13 protein-coding genes and 1 tRNA gene are annotated in these 16,328 nt (G+C 61.5%); 5 read left to right on the forward strand and 9 right to left on the reverse strand.

The annotated features are described in order from the left end of the window. Window position 1 precedes the first annotated feature (1 nt). The 6 genes from ACOQPC_RS05070 to ACOQPC_RS05095 all read right to left on the reverse strand — a co-directional run bounded on the left by ACOQPC_RS05070 (window position 2) and on the right by ACOQPC_RS05095 (window position 4,834). Window positions 2-439, reverse strand: coding sequence for a hypothetical protein (locus ACOQPC_RS05070; RefSeq protein WP_420607570.1), 438 nt, complete (start codon window positions 437-439; stop codon window positions 2-4). A gap of 153 nt (window positions 440-592) precedes the next feature. After that, the gene (locus ACOQPC_RS05075) at window positions 593-766 is read right to left on the reverse strand and encodes a helix-turn-helix domain-containing protein (protein ID WP_420607571.1); all 174 of its coding nucleotides are present in this window, start codon (window positions 764-766) and stop codon (window positions 593-595) included. 346 nt (window positions 767-1,112) lie between these two features. After that, a complete protein-coding gene (locus tag ACOQPC_RS05080; protein ID WP_420607572.1) occupies window positions 1,113-2,303 on the reverse strand; it encodes a M48 family metalloprotease in 1,191 nt (396 codons plus the stop codon). Between the two features lie 217 nt (window positions 2,304-2,520). Beyond that, window positions 2,521-3,402, reverse strand: a complete 882-nt coding sequence (locus ACOQPC_RS05085; RefSeq protein ID WP_420607573.1) for a hypothetical protein — start codon at window positions 3,400-3,402, stop codon at window positions 2,521-2,523. After that, window positions 3,399-4,595 (reverse strand): tyrosine-type recombinase/integrase, encoded by a 1,197-nt coding sequence (locus ACOQPC_RS05090; RefSeq protein WP_420607574.1) that lies wholly within the window; start codon window positions 4,593-4,595, stop codon window positions 3,399-3,401. The genes ACOQPC_RS05085 and ACOQPC_RS05090 overlap by 4 nt, the downstream gene beginning before the upstream one ends. Window positions 4,596-4,760: 165 nt before the next feature. Continuing rightward, window positions 4,761-4,834 (reverse strand) — tRNA-Cys (locus tag ACOQPC_RS05095). A 504-nt stretch (window positions 4,835-5,338) separates the two neighbouring features. On the opposite strand from ACOQPC_RS05095, the gene ACOQPC_RS05100 reads away from it, so the two are divergent. From ACOQPC_RS05100 to ACOQPC_RS05115, 4 genes are all read left to right on the forward strand, one after another. Next, window positions 5,339-6,007, forward strand: a complete 669-nt coding sequence (locus ACOQPC_RS05100) for a protein-L-isoaspartate O-methyltransferase family protein (protein WP_420607575.1) — start codon at window positions 5,339-5,341, stop codon at window positions 6,005-6,007. A gap of 2 nt (window positions 6,008-6,009) precedes the next feature. Next, a complete protein-coding gene (locus ACOQPC_RS05105; RefSeq protein WP_420607576.1) occupies window positions 6,010-7,551 on the forward strand; it encodes a TolC family outer membrane protein in 1,542 nt (513 codons plus the stop codon). Between the two features lie 60 nt (window positions 7,552-7,611). Then, the gene (locus ACOQPC_RS05110; RefSeq protein ID WP_420607577.1) at window positions 7,612-8,031 is read left to right on the forward strand and encodes a DUF2497 domain-containing protein; all 420 of its coding nucleotides are present in this window, start codon (window positions 7,612-7,614) and stop codon (window positions 8,029-8,031) included. Between the two features lie 68 nt (window positions 8,032-8,099). Then, window positions 8,100-10,169, forward strand: coding sequence for a prolyl oligopeptidase family serine peptidase (locus ACOQPC_RS05115; protein WP_420607578.1), 2,070 nt, complete (start codon window positions 8,100-8,102; stop codon window positions 10,167-10,169). Between the two features lie 7 nt (window positions 10,170-10,176). Here ACOQPC_RS05115 and ACOQPC_RS05120 read toward each other — a convergent pair whose 3' ends face one another. Both ACOQPC_RS05120 and ACOQPC_RS05125 read right to left on the reverse strand, forming a co-directional pair. Beyond that, on the reverse strand, window positions 10,177-10,470 hold the full coding sequence (locus ACOQPC_RS05120; RefSeq protein ID WP_420607579.1) for a helix-turn-helix domain-containing protein: 294 nt from the start codon (window positions 10,468-10,470) through the stop codon (window positions 10,177-10,179). Then, on the reverse strand, window positions 10,467-10,802 hold the full coding sequence (locus ACOQPC_RS05125; protein ID WP_420607580.1) for a type II toxin-antitoxin system RelE/ParE family toxin: 336 nt from the start codon (window positions 10,800-10,802) through the stop codon (window positions 10,467-10,469). The genes ACOQPC_RS05120 and ACOQPC_RS05125 overlap by 4 nt, the downstream gene beginning before the upstream one ends. Window positions 10,803-10,900: 98 nt before the next feature. Between ACOQPC_RS05125 and ACOQPC_RS05130 the strand changes: the two genes are divergently transcribed. After that, window positions 10,901-14,455: a valine--tRNA ligase gene (locus ACOQPC_RS05130; RefSeq protein WP_420607581.1), complete on the forward strand. Its 3,555-nt coding sequence runs from the start codon at window positions 10,901-10,903 to the stop codon at window positions 14,453-14,455. A gap of 146 nt (window positions 14,456-14,601) precedes the next feature. Here ACOQPC_RS05130 and ACOQPC_RS05135 read toward each other — a convergent pair whose 3' ends face one another. Then, on the reverse strand, window positions 14,602-16,191 hold the full coding sequence (locus ACOQPC_RS05135) for an ATP-binding protein (RefSeq protein ID WP_420608068.1): 1,590 nt from the start codon (window positions 16,189-16,191) through the stop codon (window positions 14,602-14,604). Window positions 16,192-16,328 lie beyond the last annotated feature (137 nt).

The following is a 16,328-nucleotide window of genomic DNA, read 5'->3' on the forward strand; positions in this document are numbered from 1 at the left end:
ATTACCGGACATAGGATTGGCTCTCCATCCAGCGACTCCGGCGGGTCCAGTCGATCATCCGGCGGATGGCGCTGGGGTCTTCAATATCGCGGTCCAGACAGGCCTCGATCGGCGGGTGATCCTGCAAACCTTGTTCAGCGATCCAGCACACTATCTCCTTCTCAATGGCGTTGCGGACACGCTCTTCTAAGTGAAGCGTTTCGACCGGATCGAGATGCGCGGTGACACCGGGGCTTTCGATCAGCGATCCCATCGCGAAGGTTTCACTGCCGAAAAATTGCCTTGGCCCGTCGATGCGAAACAGGGAGGTCGTGCCGCGCAGAACATCGATGACGGGACGCTCGGCCCGATACCATTCGGCAAGCGAAGCGCGGCGGGTGTCGCCGTCGGTATTGTCTTCGAGGAGCTGGAGGATCAACGGGTGCGTGTGGATCATCACGCGCCAGTGTGCGCGATATTTGTTGGTAATGTTGGGCCATCCTGTCAGCCGGGCAAGCAGAGATCGTTTGGACATGACGGTTCCTTTCGTGAAAGCACGGTCAGGGAAAATTATGGGATTTGCGGTGCGCTGCTGGCACTTGTTGCGAACAACTCACTCGTCGGGTCGTGTCTGCGCCAAACGCTTGACGGACTCGGTGGTTAGCAAGGTTCTTCTGCCGATTTTGAAGGCATCAAGTTTGCCGGATTTTAGAAGTTCATAAACCGATGATCGCCCGATACCGAGCGCCTTGGCGGTTTCATTTATTGAGATGGCAAGTGGTTCCATGTGCGTCTCCTTGGTTGCCGACTCGCGGCGAGAGACATCTCAAGTTGCACATGGTTGCCGATGCGTCGTCCAGTAATGGGAGAACCGCAGAGGTCTGCCAATGACCAAGGAATACGAAAATGTCCGGCGCGGTCCAAAAATGCCACGTCGGCCCCGAAAATCGAATTTGCCGGTCAATGGCAGTTGAGGACAGGAAAATTTTTTAAAGTTTGCTTTGAATTTTTTTGAGCACTGGTGAGCCGCCCATGATTGAGCGCTCAAATTTCTGTTATTGGGGTGGAGAGCGGTCTGTCTGCTTATGATGCAGATGGAGATGAAGCGGACGGTCACTTTTCGGTGAGGATCATCAAAAAGCAGACGCCACCGGCGGCTCACACACATCTTCGTATCTTCCGGGTTCGCCCTCTTCCCACGGGCGCCAGCTATTCGCGAGCCGGGCGTTATCTGCGGCGGAAGGATGGCTAGCGCGGAAGACCCTGTAGAACGGGTAGTATTCTTTCAGCCCGAGAGGATCGCCTTCACGCGCAAGCCGCTGCGGGTCGGAATTGCTGTCCCTAGTTATCTCAAAGGAGAAACGCGTCGCTTCGCGTTCGACGTGCTGTTGCACGAGATTCAATGTCGGTGTGGCGAGAAAGGTCCAACCGGCGAGTGCAGTGGAGACAAGCAGGGGGAAAGCCGCGAGGTCGTATATCGAACCGAGCTTGAGAAATTTGCCGAACCGCCAGATAAATACCTTGGCGATTATATGAATCAAGGCAGCAAGAGCTATCAAGATGACCGCAACCGTGAGCAGGGCGAGCCAATTGTCCTGAAACAGATAATGCTTCAGTTCATGCGCGAACGTAGTTACCTGTTCACCGGGCGGGCTATTCAGTGTTTGCTCACCCAGCACAATACGGCTGAACGGCCAAACACCATGGACTGTGCCACCAATTCCGCTGTCGTCCGTCAAAAAGATTGGCACCCGGTCGACACCGCATCGTTCCGCGAGCGCTTCGAATGCCTTACGCATCGGGCCGTCTGGAAGCGGCCGCATGTTCGCACTTGCCGGTTTCACAAACATCTGATCGATTTGAAGGCCGAGGGCAGCGACGACCCAAGCAGTAACAGCAACGATCGCCCACCATAAGCTCGGCGCACGTTTCATTGCGCCATAAACGAGCGGCACGAGCAAGGCGGACAAAAGCCCGGCCCCAAAAGCGGTAATGAGACTACCGGTCAACCAGTCGCCAAAGCTTGGCACAGGCCGTTCCCAAGCCGAACCAAGCCCAATGTCCAGAAAATAGCCGATGGGGAGCACCAGCAGGCATAATGCGACTACGAAACCGAAAACATAGATCGGCGTGATCAGCCGTTGCCGCCGTCCCAGCGCAACTGAAAGCCGGTCCCGCGCGTATGCGCTCCAACCAAACCACATGAATGCACAGGAAATGAGTATCAACGACGCAATGAGTGCCAGCCAGATCGCATCGTGCTGTTGATTGTAACTCAGTATTTCCGGCGTGTTCGCTGGAACATTGACAAATGGCTGGCTCATGGCCGCTCGATCGCCATCTCGATTGTGGTTGGGACGCACGCGAACGTCTCAGCGACGAAAAAATCTGCCCCATCAGCCATAGTGACTTAATACAGTAAGGCTGTTATGATGCAACCTACATATTTTGCTGATGAGAATGATGACAGGTTTTGGAGCATACCCATCACAGGGAGTTTGCCCGCAATTGGGTCGGATGTTGCCATTTACGCGTGTCGGTCTACCGATTTTCTAAATGATCGGCGATTTTTTCCGCATATGGTGACAAGAGATCGCCACGCGGCACATCGCCCGATGCATCAGCTTTGCCCTCGAACCAGTCCGCAAGCCAATTCTTGATCGTGCGAATCGATGTAGTCCGGTCATTCAGGTTAAGAGTGGCAATCCGAGGATCGCCGATCAGGGCGATAATAGCCTCGGCATAGCTGTATTTCGGGTTGCGGCCCGGACCACCTTTGCGCTTCGGCTTGCTCATCAGGAGTATCTTTTCGACATCATCACGGTGCAGGAAAATGTCGGCTGGCAGAGAAAGGCCCGTCCGAAAGCGCATGACCATGCCCCGATCCGTACTGTGTTCCGAAAAAAGGAAATAGCGTAGCTTGCCGAAAAATTGTCTCCGGTCGAGTGGCTTGCGACGCTTGCCAAAGCGCGGGACGTAGTAGGCTTGCGGTGCGTCTACCTTCTGAAGAAAGCTCAGAAATTCGTCAAAATGCCGGTCGGGAGCGTAAGGCAATTCCAGCGGGGTATCCGGAGTTTTCAGGCCGTATTGGTAAATCTGACGCCAGAGATGCGGGGCCAGCGTAGCCAGAAGCGCAGCCAATGTCAGGAACATGAAAAGGTTCGTCGAGCTTGAGTGTGCCGAAATCAAAAATGCGAACAGGAATATGATGAACAGGAAACCGAAGCCCAGGCTGACGACGAAAGCAGCATTATAATATCGCGCGAAGGGAGATTTTGCCTCATTGATGACAGCGGCGTTCGCCTCCAACCCCTCGTCCAAATCGTCTGACGTGAATTGCGCCAAGGCTTTCCAGAGCGGAACATTGTCGGCATCATCGCCGTCAGCGAAGATTTTCCATCCTGCATCGGGGACAGCACTCATCTGTTTCCTCCATTCCGCAATTGCTCCAAATAGTCGCTCCACCACTGCGCCATTTCGACGCGCTCGGCCCAATAGGCTGCTTGGTTATAGATACGACGGACGCTTCCCGCCACCGAATGCGCCAGCGCCCGCTCGATGGCGTCGGGGTTCCATTTGCCCGATTCGTTCAGGAGCGAGGAAGCGGATGTTCGAAAACCGTGTGCCGTCATCTGTTCTTTGGAATACCCCATGCGCCGCAAGGTCGCGTTGATGGTATTGTCGCTAATGGGCCTCGCCCGTGAGCGTATCGATGGAAAAACGTAGCGTCCCGAACCCGACAATCCGCGCATGTCGCTCAGCATCATCAGCGATTGCCGCGAGAGCGGCACAGCATGGGGCTGGCGCATTTTCATCTTGGTTACGGGGATAGTCCAGACAGCCTTGTCGAAATCCACCTCAGCCCATTCCATCTGGCGGATTTCGCCGGGCCGCTGAAACAGATGCGGCGTAATTTTCAGGGCGAACATGACAGAAGGATCACCTTCATAATCCTCAATTGCTCGCAAGAGCGCACCAAACTCTGTTGCGTCGGTGATTGCCGCGAAATGTTTGACCCTCGGGGTTGTCAGCGCGCCGATTAACAATTGCGCCGGGTCGCGGTCTGCGCGGGCTGTCGCTACCGCATAGCGAAATACGCGGCTTGCAAACGCCCGCATGAGATTGGCCGTATCCAGTTTGCCCCGGCGTTCCTGTTTTCTTAGCTCGTGCAACAGTTCCTGCGGTGTGATCTCCGAGACCGGACGCTTGCCAAACTGCGGTCCCAACAGCTTCAAAAACCATCGCAGCTTCTTTAGCGTAGGCTCTGCACGTCCCTCCCGCGCATTTTTATCGATCAGTTCCTCGGCCACGCTTGCGAAGCTGTTGTTTGCGCGAATGCCAGCCTCAATCCGCGCCTGCCGCTTTGCAGCATTGGGATCGATCAAATTGGATATTTGTTTGCGGGCCGCATCGCGCTGGCTCCGCGCTTCGGCCAATGTGACTTCAGGATAAGACCCGATTGCCAATTTCCGCTCCACACCGTGCATGCGGTATTTCAGGCGCCACAGCTTACTGCCCCGCGGATTTACCAGCAGATAAAGGCCTAGCGAATCAGAAACCTTATAGGGCTTCTTCTTGGGCTTGGCGTGTCGGATGGCGATATCGGTAAGTGCCATTTGGGGGCCTCGATTTTGAGGGGGATTGGGAAGGCCCCCAAATAGACCCCCATCGTCTGCAATTATTGGCAAATGGAGGCAATCACTGACAATCAATGATTGCCCATAAACTACCTGAAACTAAGGGGAATTTCAACCTTTAACAGACATTGTCAGACAGGTTGATGGAGGCCCGAGCCGGAATCGAACCGGCGTGCAAGGATTTGCAGTCCTCTGCGTAACCACTCCGCCATCGGGCCTGATGCGCAGGCGCTCGCCATTGTGGATTTGGGGCGCGCTTGTCAAGCCGTCCACATGGTCGGTGGTGGGTCGGTTTGCATCGTCCAGGAGCGATCACGAACTTCGAACCGGCCGGCTCCAGTCGCTGCATCGGCCTTTCCTACTTGGCTATATTCATGATATGTTCCACGCCGGCCGATATGGAGACCGACGATGGATACGCCCGCATGCCGCATTCTTGCCCTCCCGCGCCGCCGTTCCGGTAGCTGGCGCGCAACCCCGGCCCGCTTCGGTGGGAGCTGAACGAGGGGGGGACGTATAGTGTTTTTTGTGACCTTCCGCTCGCGACAAGATGGTTCGGCGGCTACGGACCGGCCGAGTAGCCCGCGCCTGCGCCTTGGCGTTCGCCCATGCCTGCCGTGCGTTTGTCCAAAAGCGGCTTGGCGCTGGCCCGGACCCCCGTTAAGAGAAAACAGGGATCAGCTGTATTGCAATAATAATACAGCTGCATTAGGGCACCGGACATGAACGAAAACAATTTTCAGGCCATGCGCGACGCGATGATCGACGGTCAGCTGCGGCCGTCGGGCGTGAACGATCGCGATATCGTCCGCGCCATGGCGAGCGTGCCCCGCGAGGAGTTCGTGCCCGAAACCCGCGCGTCGGTAGCCTATGCCGATCGCTCGGTGCCGCTCGGAAACGGCCGCTTCCTGGCGCCGCCGGTGGCGCTCGGGCGCTTGCTGACCGTGGCCGAGCCGCAGCGATCGGACACCGTGCTGATCGTGGGGGCGGGCACCGGTTATTCCGCTATGGTGATGGCGCATCTGACCGGACCGGTAACCGCGCTGGAATCGGATACCGACCTGCTGGCCGCGGCGCGGCCGCGCCTCGCCGGCGGCGCGTTTTCGGACCTGAGCGCGGTGCAACTCGTCGAAGGCGATCTGACCGGCGGGTATGCGGCGAACGGGCCCTATGACCTGATCCTGATCGATGGCGCGGTCGAGACGGTGCCCGAGGCGCTGGCAGCGCAGCTGGCCGACGGCGGCCGGCTGATCTGCGGGCTGGCCGAGGACGGGTTGACCCGGCTCGCCGTCGCCCGCAAGCGCGGCGGCGTGGTGCGCCCTGTTCCGTTCGAGGATAACGAGGTGCCCGTGCTGCCAGGTTTCGCGCGCGCCAAGGCGTTCCGGTTCTGACGATGCGCAATTCTGCCAAATATCTGCTGGCCGCCGCTATCGGCGCGCTGATCGCCGCTCCTGCCGGTGCCGATACGCTGCGCGAGGCGCTGATCCAGGCCTATCAGAACAACCCCACGATCACTGGGCAGCGCGCACAGCAGCGCGCGACCGACGAGACTTTGCCGATCGCCAAGGCGGACGGGCGACCCAATCTGACCGGCAGCGGCACGTTCCAGGAGAATCTAATCGATTCGAACCCCTTCTCGGATCGCCAGTTCGCCGCCGCGATCGATCTGGCGGTGCCGGTCTATTCGGGCGGCGCGGTGAAATATTCGGTGCGCGCGGCGGACAAGCGCGTCGATGCCGGACGCGCCGAACTGCGCGGGACCGAAAGCAGCATCTTCAGCCAGACGGTTTCGGCCTATATGAACGTGATCCGCGACGATGCGATCGTGCGCCTCAACCGCGCCAATGTCGGCGTGCTGACGGTGAACCGGGAGGCGACCAGCGATCGCTTCCAGATCGGCGATCTCACCCGTACCGACGTGGCGCAGGCCGAGGCGCGGCTGGCGATCGCGCAGAGCGATCTGGAGACCGCGCGGTCCAACCTGATCCAGTCGAAGGAAAATTATATCGAGCTGGTGGGCGCGGCGCCGGACGCGCTCGAACCGCCGCCGCCGCTACCCAACCTGCCAGAGACGGCGAGCACGGCGGTGGATATTGCGCTCGACAGCAATCCGGATTTAATCGCCGCGCACGAGCGCCGCAAGGCCGCCGCCTATGACGTGCGCGTGGCCGAAGCCGGTCGCTTGCCCAGAGTTTCGGCCTTTACCCAAGGCTCCTACGCCAATTTTCTCGGGTCCGTACAGACGCAGAATTTCAATCCGATCGGGCCGACCGATCCTGCCGATCCGGTGATTCCCATCGCCACCTTGCCAAATACCCAGGAGAGCGTATCGGTCGGCGTGCGCGCGAACATCCCGCTTTATCAGGGTGGCCGCGTTTCCGCGCAGACCCGGCGCGCGCAGGCGCTGCTCGGCCTGGCGCAGGAGCAGGAGATCGCGGCCGAGCGCTCGGTCGTCGCGCAGGTGCGTTCATCCTATGCCAGCTGGCAGGCGGCGCTTCAGGTGATCCAGTCGAGTCAGGTCGCAGTGGAATCGAATCAGCTCGCGCTGGAAGGCGTGCGCGCCGAGAACAGCGTGGGCAACCGCACCATTCTCGACATCCTGAATGCCGAGCAGGAGCTCTTGAATTCGCAGGTGCAACTCGTGACGGCGCGGCGCAACGCCTACGTCGCCGGCTTCTCGCTGCTTGCCGCCATGGGCCGCGCGGAGGCCGAGGATCTGGGGCTGGAAGGCGGTATCCTCTACGATCCGCTGCTTTATTATAATGATGTGCGCGGTAGCCGGAACGACTGGAGCACCCAGGATGATCCCGAGCCCGCGGCCACGCGCACCGTTGACACCTTGCCCCAGAACGCGCCAATAGAAGCGCTTCCGAAAACGATCGGGCCGGAAGCCGCCGAGCGCAATTTGTACGGACCGCGCGAACCGATCAATTGAGGGCCTTAGCTTCGGGGGCGAAGCTAGCGCCGACGATGCTGAGCGGGCAGGGAACAAGCCATGAGCGATCGGGAGCCATCGATGGAAGAAATCCTCTCTTCGATCAAACGCATCATCGCCGAGGACAACCGCCGCATGAGCGCGGCGCGGCCCCGGAACGAACCCAAGCCGCGCGCCGATTCGGTGCTCGAACTGACCGAAAGCGACAGCGTCGGCGATCCGAGCGGCCTTGACGACGATGCCGAAGACCTGCTCGAGCCTTCGAAGGCCGAATCGCTCAGCGCCTCGCTGTCCGCGCTCGCCACCCTGGCCGAGCCCGGCGCGAGCCCGCGGATCGTGCGCTCGGGCGAGACCTCGGTCGAGCAGCTGGTGCGCGACATGTTGCGCCCGCTGATGAAGGATTGGCTTAACGCTAACCTGCCGCCGCTGGTCGAAGCGATGGTGCGTAAGGAGATCCAGCGCATCACCCGCAAAGGTTGAGGCCTTACATGCGTCCACCGCGCATTTCCCCGCTTGCCGCGCGATGCCTCGCACCTTAGCCTGCGGCCATGAACAAACTGCCCCTGTCCGCCGCCATCGCCGCGATTCTGATCGCCGCCGCGCCGCCCCCCGCCACCGCCCGCGCCATGACCGAGGTCGATCTCAACGCGATGAAGCGCCTCGGCGCGCCCGCCGTCTCGCCCGACGGCACCATCGCGGTCTATCAGCTGACGAGCACCGATATTGAAGCGAACAGCCGCTCGACGCAGCTTTACCGGCTCGATCTCACCAAGACCGAAGCGGTGCCCGAACCGATCGCCGACCTGCCTGATGCCTTGGAGAGCTCGCCTGCCTTCGCACCTGACGGGTCGCTCTATTTCATCAGCGACAAATCGGGCAGCGATCAAATCTGGCGGATGGCGATGCCTGGCGGCAAGCCGGTGCAGGCGAGCGACTTTACCGCGCCCGTTGCGGGCTTCAAGCTCTCGCCCGACGGCCGCCGCGTCGCGGTCTGGAGCGCGATTTCCAAGAACTGCGCCAGCTTCGGCTGCCCCGCGCCGGAGAGACTGGCGGACGAGGCCAAACAGTCGGGGCGCGAATATGACGAATATTTCGTGCGCCACTGGACCAGCTGGGCGACCCCGGGCACCTATAATCGCATCTTCGCCTTCGATCTGGCGAACGGCAAGCTGACCGGCGGGGGCCATGCGCTCGACCGCGATGTCACCGGCAACGCGCCGACCGATCCCTTCGGCGGCGGCGAGGAGGTGAACTGGAGCGCGGACGGCGACACGCTGTTCTATACGCTGCGCGAATCGAACCGGAACGAACCGCGCTCGACCGATACCGATATCTACGCCGCCGCGGCCGACGGCAGCATGCTCGCCAATCTGACCGACGCCAATCAGGCGACCGACACCATGCCCACACCCTCGCCGGACGGGCGCTGGCTGGCCTATGCCGCGATGGCGCGGCCAGGTTACGAGAGCGACCGGCTGGTACTGATGCTGCGCGATCTGGCGAGCGGTCGGACGCAGGCGCTGACGGGGAAATGGGACCGTTCGGTCTCCTCGATCGCCTGGGCGCCGGACGGCAGCTACCTGATCGTCACCGCGCAGGACGTGCTCGACCATCCCGCTTTCATGGTGGCGCTCGATGGGACTGTTTCTCGGCTTACCCAGCGTGGGAGCATCGGCGATACCATTGCGCTCGCGGACGGGTCGATGCTCTATACGAAAAACTCGATTCAGGCGCCAAACGACCTCTTTCGCATGCTGCCCGGCGGCAACGAACGGCAGCTGACCGCGGTCAACGCTGACATTTTCGCTCAGATCGACCCGGTTGCGGTCGAGCGGTTCAGCTTCAGGGGCGCGGACGGCGACACCGTGTGGGGGCAGGTGGTGAAGCCGGTGGGCGCGCCGAAGGGCACGCCGACCGCCTATCTCGTCCATGGCGGGCCGCAGGGCAGCTTCGGCGACAGCTGGAGTTTTCGCTGGAATCCGAAGATCTTCGCCAGCCACGGCTATTCGACGGTCACCGTCGATTTCCACGGCAGCACCGGCTACGGCCAGGCGTTCACCGATGCGATCAACCGGGACTGGGGCGGCAAGCCGCTGACCGACCTCAAGCTCGGCCTCGCCGCGGCGGCGAAGTTCGATCCTTCGGTCACGCCGAACAATGCCTGCGCGCTCGGCGCCAGCTATGGCGGCTATATGATGAACTGGTTCATGGGGCAGTGGCCGGGCCAGTTCAAATGCATCGTCGACCATGCCGGGCTGTTCGACGTGCGGGCGTTCTATTATTCGACCGAGGAGCTGTGGTTCCCCGAATGGGATTTCGGCGGCCCCTATTACGCGGCGTCCGAAACCTACGAGAAATGGAACCCGGTGAACCATGTCACCGCGTGGAAGACGCCCGTGCTGTTCACCCATGGCGAAAAGGATTTCCGCATCCCCTACACCCAGTCGCTGATGGGTTTTACGGCGGCGCAGCGCCAGGGCATCCCCTCGCGCCTGGTGGTGTTCCCGGAGGAAAGCCACTGGATCAACAAGCCGCAGAACAGCATCCAGTGGCACAGGAACGTGTTCGCCTGGCTGGACAAGTGGACCGGCGGGGCGGCGGCTGCGCCCGCGCAATAGGAATGCCTTAGCCGATCAGTTCGTCCTGAACGATCGTCGGCTGCTTCGCGATGAGCGCTAGCAACACCCGGGCGGGACCGTTCGGCCGTCGGCGGCCCTGTTCCCAGCCCTGCAGGGTACCGATAGGAACGCCGATGCTGCGCGCGAAATCGCGCTGACTGAGCCCGGCGCGGCCGCGAATAGCAGCGACATCAGGCAGGGGCACGGCGACATTGTGCGCCCGCGCGCCAATATCCTTGCCCTGCGCGTGGGCCAGCGCCTCGCCAAGGCCCTGCCGGATGCTGTCAAATGCTTCGCTCATCTTGCGTCCTCATATTCGCGTGCGATCAGGGCGCACAAATCGATCAACTGCCTGCGCTCGCTCACGCTGATATTCGCCTTTTCGTTCTTGGCGAAAATCGTAAGCAGGAACAGGGGTAGGCCCGGATGCCGGTAGAAGAAAAGAAGCCGATAGCCGCCGCTCTTGCCTTGTCCGGTCCTGGCCACCCGTGCCTTGCGCAGACCTCCGCCAAGCGGCATGCCTTGTTCGGGATCGCTGGCCAGCGACACAATCAACTCGGTGCGGTCGATATCGTTCAAGCCGATCTTCTCCGAGCGGCGAACGAACTCCGGGGTTTCGACCACCGTCAGCATGAGTAAGTGCTATAAGTCAACGGCGCATAAGTCAATGACCTATGGCGATGGATGCAAAGCGGTTGCGGCCCATCCGCACCGCTGGCATTGCTCACCCCATGACCGACGAACCCGAAACGCTCCCCAAGACCTTCGATCCCGCCGCCATCGAAACGCGCTGGTACGCGCATTGGGAGAGCCAAGGCCTGTTCCGCCCCGATCGGCCGGACGCCGCGCCGTTCACCATCGTCAATCCGCCGCCCAACGTCACCGGCGTGCTGCACATCGGCCATGCGCTCGACAACACGCTGCAGGACGTCATGGTCCGCTACGAGCGGCTGCGCGGCAAGGACGCGCTGTGGGTCGTGGGCATGGACCATGCCGGCATCGCCACGCAGATGGTGGTCGAGCGGGGCATGGCCGCGCAAGGGGAAAAGCGCACCGACCTCAGCCGCGAGGATTTCCTGGCGCGCGTGTGGGCGTGGAAGGACGATAGCGGCGGGCAGATCACGCGCCAGCTGCGGCGGCTGGGCTGTTCGATGGACTGGTCGCGCGAGCAGTTCACCATGGACCCGCATTTTTCCAAAGCGGTGACGCATGTGTTCGTCGAGATGCACAAGCGCGGGCTGATCTACCGCGACAAACGGCTGGTGAACTGGGATCCTGCGCTGAAGACCGCGATCAGCGATCTGGAGGTCGAGACGCGCGAGGTGCAGGGCAAATTCTGGCATTTCCAATATCCGCTGGCGGACGGCGCGCGGACGGCGGACGGCAAGGACCATATCGTCGTCGCCACCACCCGGCCCGAGACGATGCTCGCCGACATGCTGGTGGCGGTGCATCCGAGCGATGAGCGCTATTCCTCGCTGGTGGCGGCGGGCGCGGAGGTGGAACTGCCTATTACTGGCAGGCGAGTGCGCGTCATCCACGATGACCATGCCGATCCGGAGCTGGGCTCGGGCGCGGTGAAGATCACGCCGGGCCATGATTTCAACGATTTCGAGGTCGGCAGGCGTGCCGGGATCGCGGCGGGCGATATGCTCAACATGTTCGATGCCGAGGCCAAGGTGGTGCAGGTTTCGGACGGTGCGATCCCGGAGGAACTGCTCGGGATGGACCGGTTCGAGGCGCGCAAACGCGTGGTGGCGATGATGGACGCGCTTGGCCTGCTCGGCGAGACCGAGGACCGCGTGATCCAGACGCCCTATGGCGATCGCGGCGGCGTGGTGATCGAGCCCTGGCTGACCGATCAATGGTATGTCGATGCCGAGAAGCTGGCGGGACCGGCGATGGACGCGGTGCGCTCGGGCGCGGTCGAGATCGTGCCGAAAGCTTGGGAGAAGACCTTCTTTAACTGGATGGAGAATATCCAGCCCTGGTGCGTCTCGCGGCAATTATGGTGGGGGCACCGGATACCGGCCTGGTATGGGCCTAAAATTGGCGATGGCTACATCGCAAAGAGCGCTCCCGATCCTGAAAACCCCTTCAACGCTCGGGGCGAGCTAGAAGTTTTCGTCGCGGAAAGCGAGGAGCAAGCAGTCAGGATTGCAAGCGAGCGTTATCGTGAACGCAATGCGCTGCTGGAAGGCATGCAGGTGTCTGTAGTGCGGGATCAAGGAGAGCTGTGGAATTCCATGCTTCCTTCAATCTTCCGTGACTCCGATGTGCTCGACACTTGGTTCTCCAGCGCGCTGTGGCCGTTCGCGACATTGGGCTGGCCGGACCAAGCGACCCCTCCACCGCCTTCGGCGGTCCCCCTCCCCGGCGGAGCCGGGGAGGATAAGCTGTCCTCCCCATCGCAAGATGGGGAGGGGGACCATGCGCAGCATGGTGGAGGGGTCCCCTACAAACTCCCACCGAAAACAAATGAAGCAGTCATCCGCGCCAAGGCGATGCGCCGCAACATGCCTCCGTCGGAGACCACCCTCTGGCAGGCGCTAAAGGACCGCCCCGGCGGCTTCAAATTCCGCCGCCAGCATCCGGCGGGCGATTATGTGCTCGACTTTTTCTGCCCCGCTGCCGCGCTGGCGATCGAGGTCGATGGCGAAGCGCATGACCGTGGTGATCGACCGGAACGCGATCAGCGTCGCGACGCATTTTTGCTTGAATGCGGGGTCGAGACGCTGCGCGTCCCTGCGCGCGAGGTTTTTGCCGATGCGGATGCGGTCGTGGCCGGGATTGTCGAGCGGGTGAAGTCGCGCTTACCCCTCCACCAGCCTGCGGCTGGTCCCCCTCCCCGGCGAGCCGGGGAGGATTTGCTGGAAAAACACTACCCCAACGACCTCCTCATCTCCGGCTTCGACATCCTGTTCTTCTGGGACGCGCGGATGCTGATGCAGGGGATCGAGTTCATGGGCACACCGCCGTGGAAGCGGCTGTATCTGCATGGGCTGGTGCGCGCGGCGGACGGTTCGAAGATGAGCAAGTCCAAGGGCAATACGGTCGATCCGCTGGGGCTGATCGATCGCTACGGCGCCGATGCGCTGCGCTTCTTCATGGCGGCGATGGAGAGCCAGGGGCGCGACATCAAGATGGATGAGGGCCGCGTCGAGGGCTATCGCAATTTCGCGACCAAGCTGTGGAACGCCGCGCGCTTTTGCCAGGCCAACGGCATCGGGGCCAGCGACACGGTGGCGGCTCCGGACGCGAAGCTGGCGGTCAACAAATGGATCGTCGGCGAGGTGACCGAAACGGTGGCGAGGCTCGAACGCGCGCTCGCCGACCTGCGCTTCGATGCCGCGGCGGACGCGATCTACCATTTCGTCTGGGACCGGTTCTGCGACTGGTATCTGGAACTGGTGAAGCCCTTGCTCAATCAATCCTCCCCATCGTCAGATGGGGAGGGGGACCATCCGCAGGATGGTGGAGGGGTGTTTCGCGAAGTACGGAATACCCCTCCACCGCCTCCGGCGGTCCCCCTCCCCGGCGAAGCCGGGGAGGATTTGGAAGAAACCCGCGCCGTGGCCGGTTGGGCGCTCGACCAGATCCTGGTCATGCTCCACCCGTTCATGCCGTTCGTGACCGAGGAGTTGTGGCACGCCATGGGCGCGCGCGGCGATCATCCGCTGATCACGGCGCGCTGGTGCGACACGGGGGCCGCGGTGGATGAAGAAGCAAAAGCTGAAACCGAGTGGCTAATTCGCTTCTTGCATGCTGTTCGTTCGGCACGTGCCGAATTGAATATTCCTCCTGGAGCGAGAGTTGATATCTTAGTTCATAATGACATAAAGTTCGATGGCTTAAAGGTCGTCGGCGGCCCAAGAACTGACTTAATCGATAGATTTAGATCAAACTCAGCCGTGCTTGCACGTTTGGGTAGATTCGATGTCGTTGAGTTTGCTCGGAGCGGAACAGCGTTTGATTTAAAGACCGGTGAAAACTTAGATCGCACCAAATACCAATCTGGAAAAATGACTGCATTTGAGGTTGTGGTTGACGACACGACTTACTCGATACCCCTCGAAGGCGTGATCGATCTCGATGCCGAGCGCGCGCGGCTCGGCAAGGCGCGCGAGGCGGCGCTCAAGGAACGCGATTCGCTGGCCAAGCGGCTGGGCAATCCGCAGTTCTTGGAAAAGGCCAAGCCCGAGGCGGTGGCCAAGGCGCGCGCCGATCATGACGACAAGGCGGCCGAGGCCGAGCGGCTGGAGGCGGCATTGGCGCGGTTGGGGTAGGCTTGCGAGCCACCACATCCGATAGTCGTCATTCCGGGCTTGACCCGGAATCCAGGGCGAAATGGCAATTCGGCTGGGCCCTGGATCCCGGATCAAGTCCGGGATGACGTTGAATATGTGATTGCGGGTAGTCGCTAATGGCAGTCTCAACGCCCCTGGCTGCGCCAGCGCTTGACGATGCGCGGCATCATGTCTTCCTCGCCGCCGGCGTGCTGCCACAGCTCGGAGAAGATCGGATCGTCGGAGGCCGGGCGCTTGTCTTCCTCCAGCGTGTCGAGCGCGACGCGGATCGGGATGGCGACGCCTTCGCCGCAGACGATGCATTCGCGGTTCCGGAGCGCCGGGATCGCATCGAGGAAGCCGCGCGATCCCTCCGGCATGGCGGCGCGCACGAACGCCTGGTCGCGGTCGTTGTTGAGCCGCATCGAGATGATCGTGCCGCATTGCGACAGCACGCCTTCGGAAAGGTCCGACGGCCGCTGCGTGATCAGCCCTAACGAGACGCCGTATTTGCGGCCTTCCTTGGCGATCCGGCTGAGCACGTCGCGCACCGCGCTGTGCCGGGTTTTCGTATCGGAGGGGATGTAGCGATGCGCTTCCTCGCACACCAGCAGGATCGGGCGCTGCGGCTCGTTGCGCGACCAGATCGCATAATCGAACACCAGCCGGCTGAGCACCGCGACGACGGTCGAGGTGATGTCGGACGGCACGCCGGACACGTCGACGATCGAGATCGGCTTGCCCTCGCTCGGCAGGCGGAAGATCTTGGCGATGAACTGCGCCATCGTGTCGCCGACCAGCATGCCGGAGAACATGAAATTGTAGCGCGGATCGTTCTTCATCTCCTCGATCTTGGTCTTGAGCCGCATGAACGGCGCGCTGGACGTCGCCTTGTCGAGCTTGCCCATCTCGTTCTGGATGATGTTGAGGAGGTCCGAGAGCAGATACGGAACCGGGCTGTCGATGGTCAGCTTGCCGATCGTTTCGGCGATCCGGTTTTTCGAGCGCGCCTGCAGCAGGCAGCGCGCGAGGATGTCCATGTCGGTCTGCTTGTCGTTGCCCGAGGAGGTGACGAACACCTCGCAATGCTCCTCGAAGTTCATCAGCCAATAGGGCATGGCCAGGTTGTTGACGTCGAAAATCTTGCCGTTGGTCTTGAACGCGGCCGAATATTCGCCGTGCGGATCGATCATCACGATATGGCCCTCGGGCGCCAGATCGCAGATGCGATGGAGGATCAGCGCCGCCGAGGTCGACTTGCCGGTGCCGGTGGAGCCGAGCAGCGCGAAATGCTTGCCGAGCATGGCGTCGATATAGAGCGCGCCGCGAATATCGCTGGTCGGGAACACCGTGCCGATCTCGATATGCGCGCGCGCCTCGGCGGCGTAGACCTGCTTCATGTCGCCGGACGTCACCGCGAATACCTGGCTTCCGGGAACCGGATAGCGCGTCACGCCGCGGCGGAATTTGTAGATGCGGCCGGTGAGCTTCTCTTCCTCCCCCTCGCCCAGAAAATCGATCTTGGCGATGATCGCGCCGCAGCTTTCGTCCTCCAGCTTCTGCGTGCGGATATTGGCGAGCAGCCAGCTGTCGCCCACGCGGATCTTGACCTGGCTGCCGACCTGGCCCGCCATGGCGATGCTGCTGTCGGAATGCTCGGCGAGCCGGGTCAGCATCTCGGCATCGAGCAATATCGACGAACCGGAACCCGCGATCTCGACGACATAGCCGATCATATGGTCGCTGGCAGGGCGCGGCCGCGGTCGGCGGAGGCTGGGCTCGGCCGCGTCAGGCCGCAGGACGGGGCCGCGGACGGGCTCGGCATCGTCGAAATTGCGGCCGCTCATATCCATCCAACGCACCTTGTGGAAAA

Origin of the sequence: Novosphingopyxis sp., assembly GCF_965218915.1 — a bacterium.
Lineage (GTDB): Bacteria > Pseudomonadota > Alphaproteobacteria > Sphingomonadales > Sphingomonadaceae > Novosphingopyxis.

Coding starts and splice junctions, on each gene's coding strand:
- ACOQPC_RS05090 (WP_420607574.1), bottom strand. CDS start 4,595: ATGGCACTTACCGATATCGCCATCCGACACGCCAAGCCCAAGAAGAAG.
- ACOQPC_RS05080 (WP_420607572.1), bottom strand. CDS start 2,303: ATGAGCCAGCCATTTGTCAATGTTCCAGCGAACACGCCGGAAATACTG.
- ACOQPC_RS05115 (WP_420607578.1), top strand. CDS start 8,100: ATGAACAAACTGCCCCTGTCCGCCGCCATCGCCGCGATTCTGATCGCC.
- ACOQPC_RS05085 (WP_420607573.1), bottom strand. CDS start 3,402: ATGAGTGCTGTCCCCGATGCAGGATGGAAAATCTTCGCTGACGGCGAT.
- ACOQPC_RS05100 (WP_420607575.1), top strand. CDS start 5,339: ATGAACGAAAACAATTTTCAGGCCATGCGCGACGCGATGATCGACGGT.
- ACOQPC_RS05075 (WP_420607571.1), bottom strand. CDS start 766: ATGGAACCACTTGCCATCTCAATAAATGAAACCGCCAAGGCGCTCGGT.
- ACOQPC_RS05125 (WP_420607580.1), bottom strand. CDS start 10,802: ATGCTGACGGTGGTCGAAACCCCGGAGTTCGTTCGCCGCTCGGAGAAG.
- ACOQPC_RS05135 (WP_420608068.1), bottom strand. CDS start 16,191: ATGATCGGCTATGTCGTCGAGATCGCGGGTTCCGGTTCGTCGATATTG.
- ACOQPC_RS05105 (WP_420607576.1), top strand. CDS start 6,010: ATGCGCAATTCTGCCAAATATCTGCTGGCCGCCGCTATCGGCGCGCTG.
- ACOQPC_RS05120 (WP_420607579.1), bottom strand. CDS start 10,470: ATGAGCGAAGCATTTGACAGCATCCGGCAGGGCCTTGGCGAGGCGCTG.
- ACOQPC_RS05130 (WP_420607581.1), top strand. CDS start 10,901: ATGACCGACGAACCCGAAACGCTCCCCAAGACCTTCGATCCCGCCGCC.
- ACOQPC_RS05110 (WP_420607577.1), top strand. CDS start 7,612: ATGAGCGATCGGGAGCCATCGATGGAAGAAATCCTCTCTTCGATCAAA.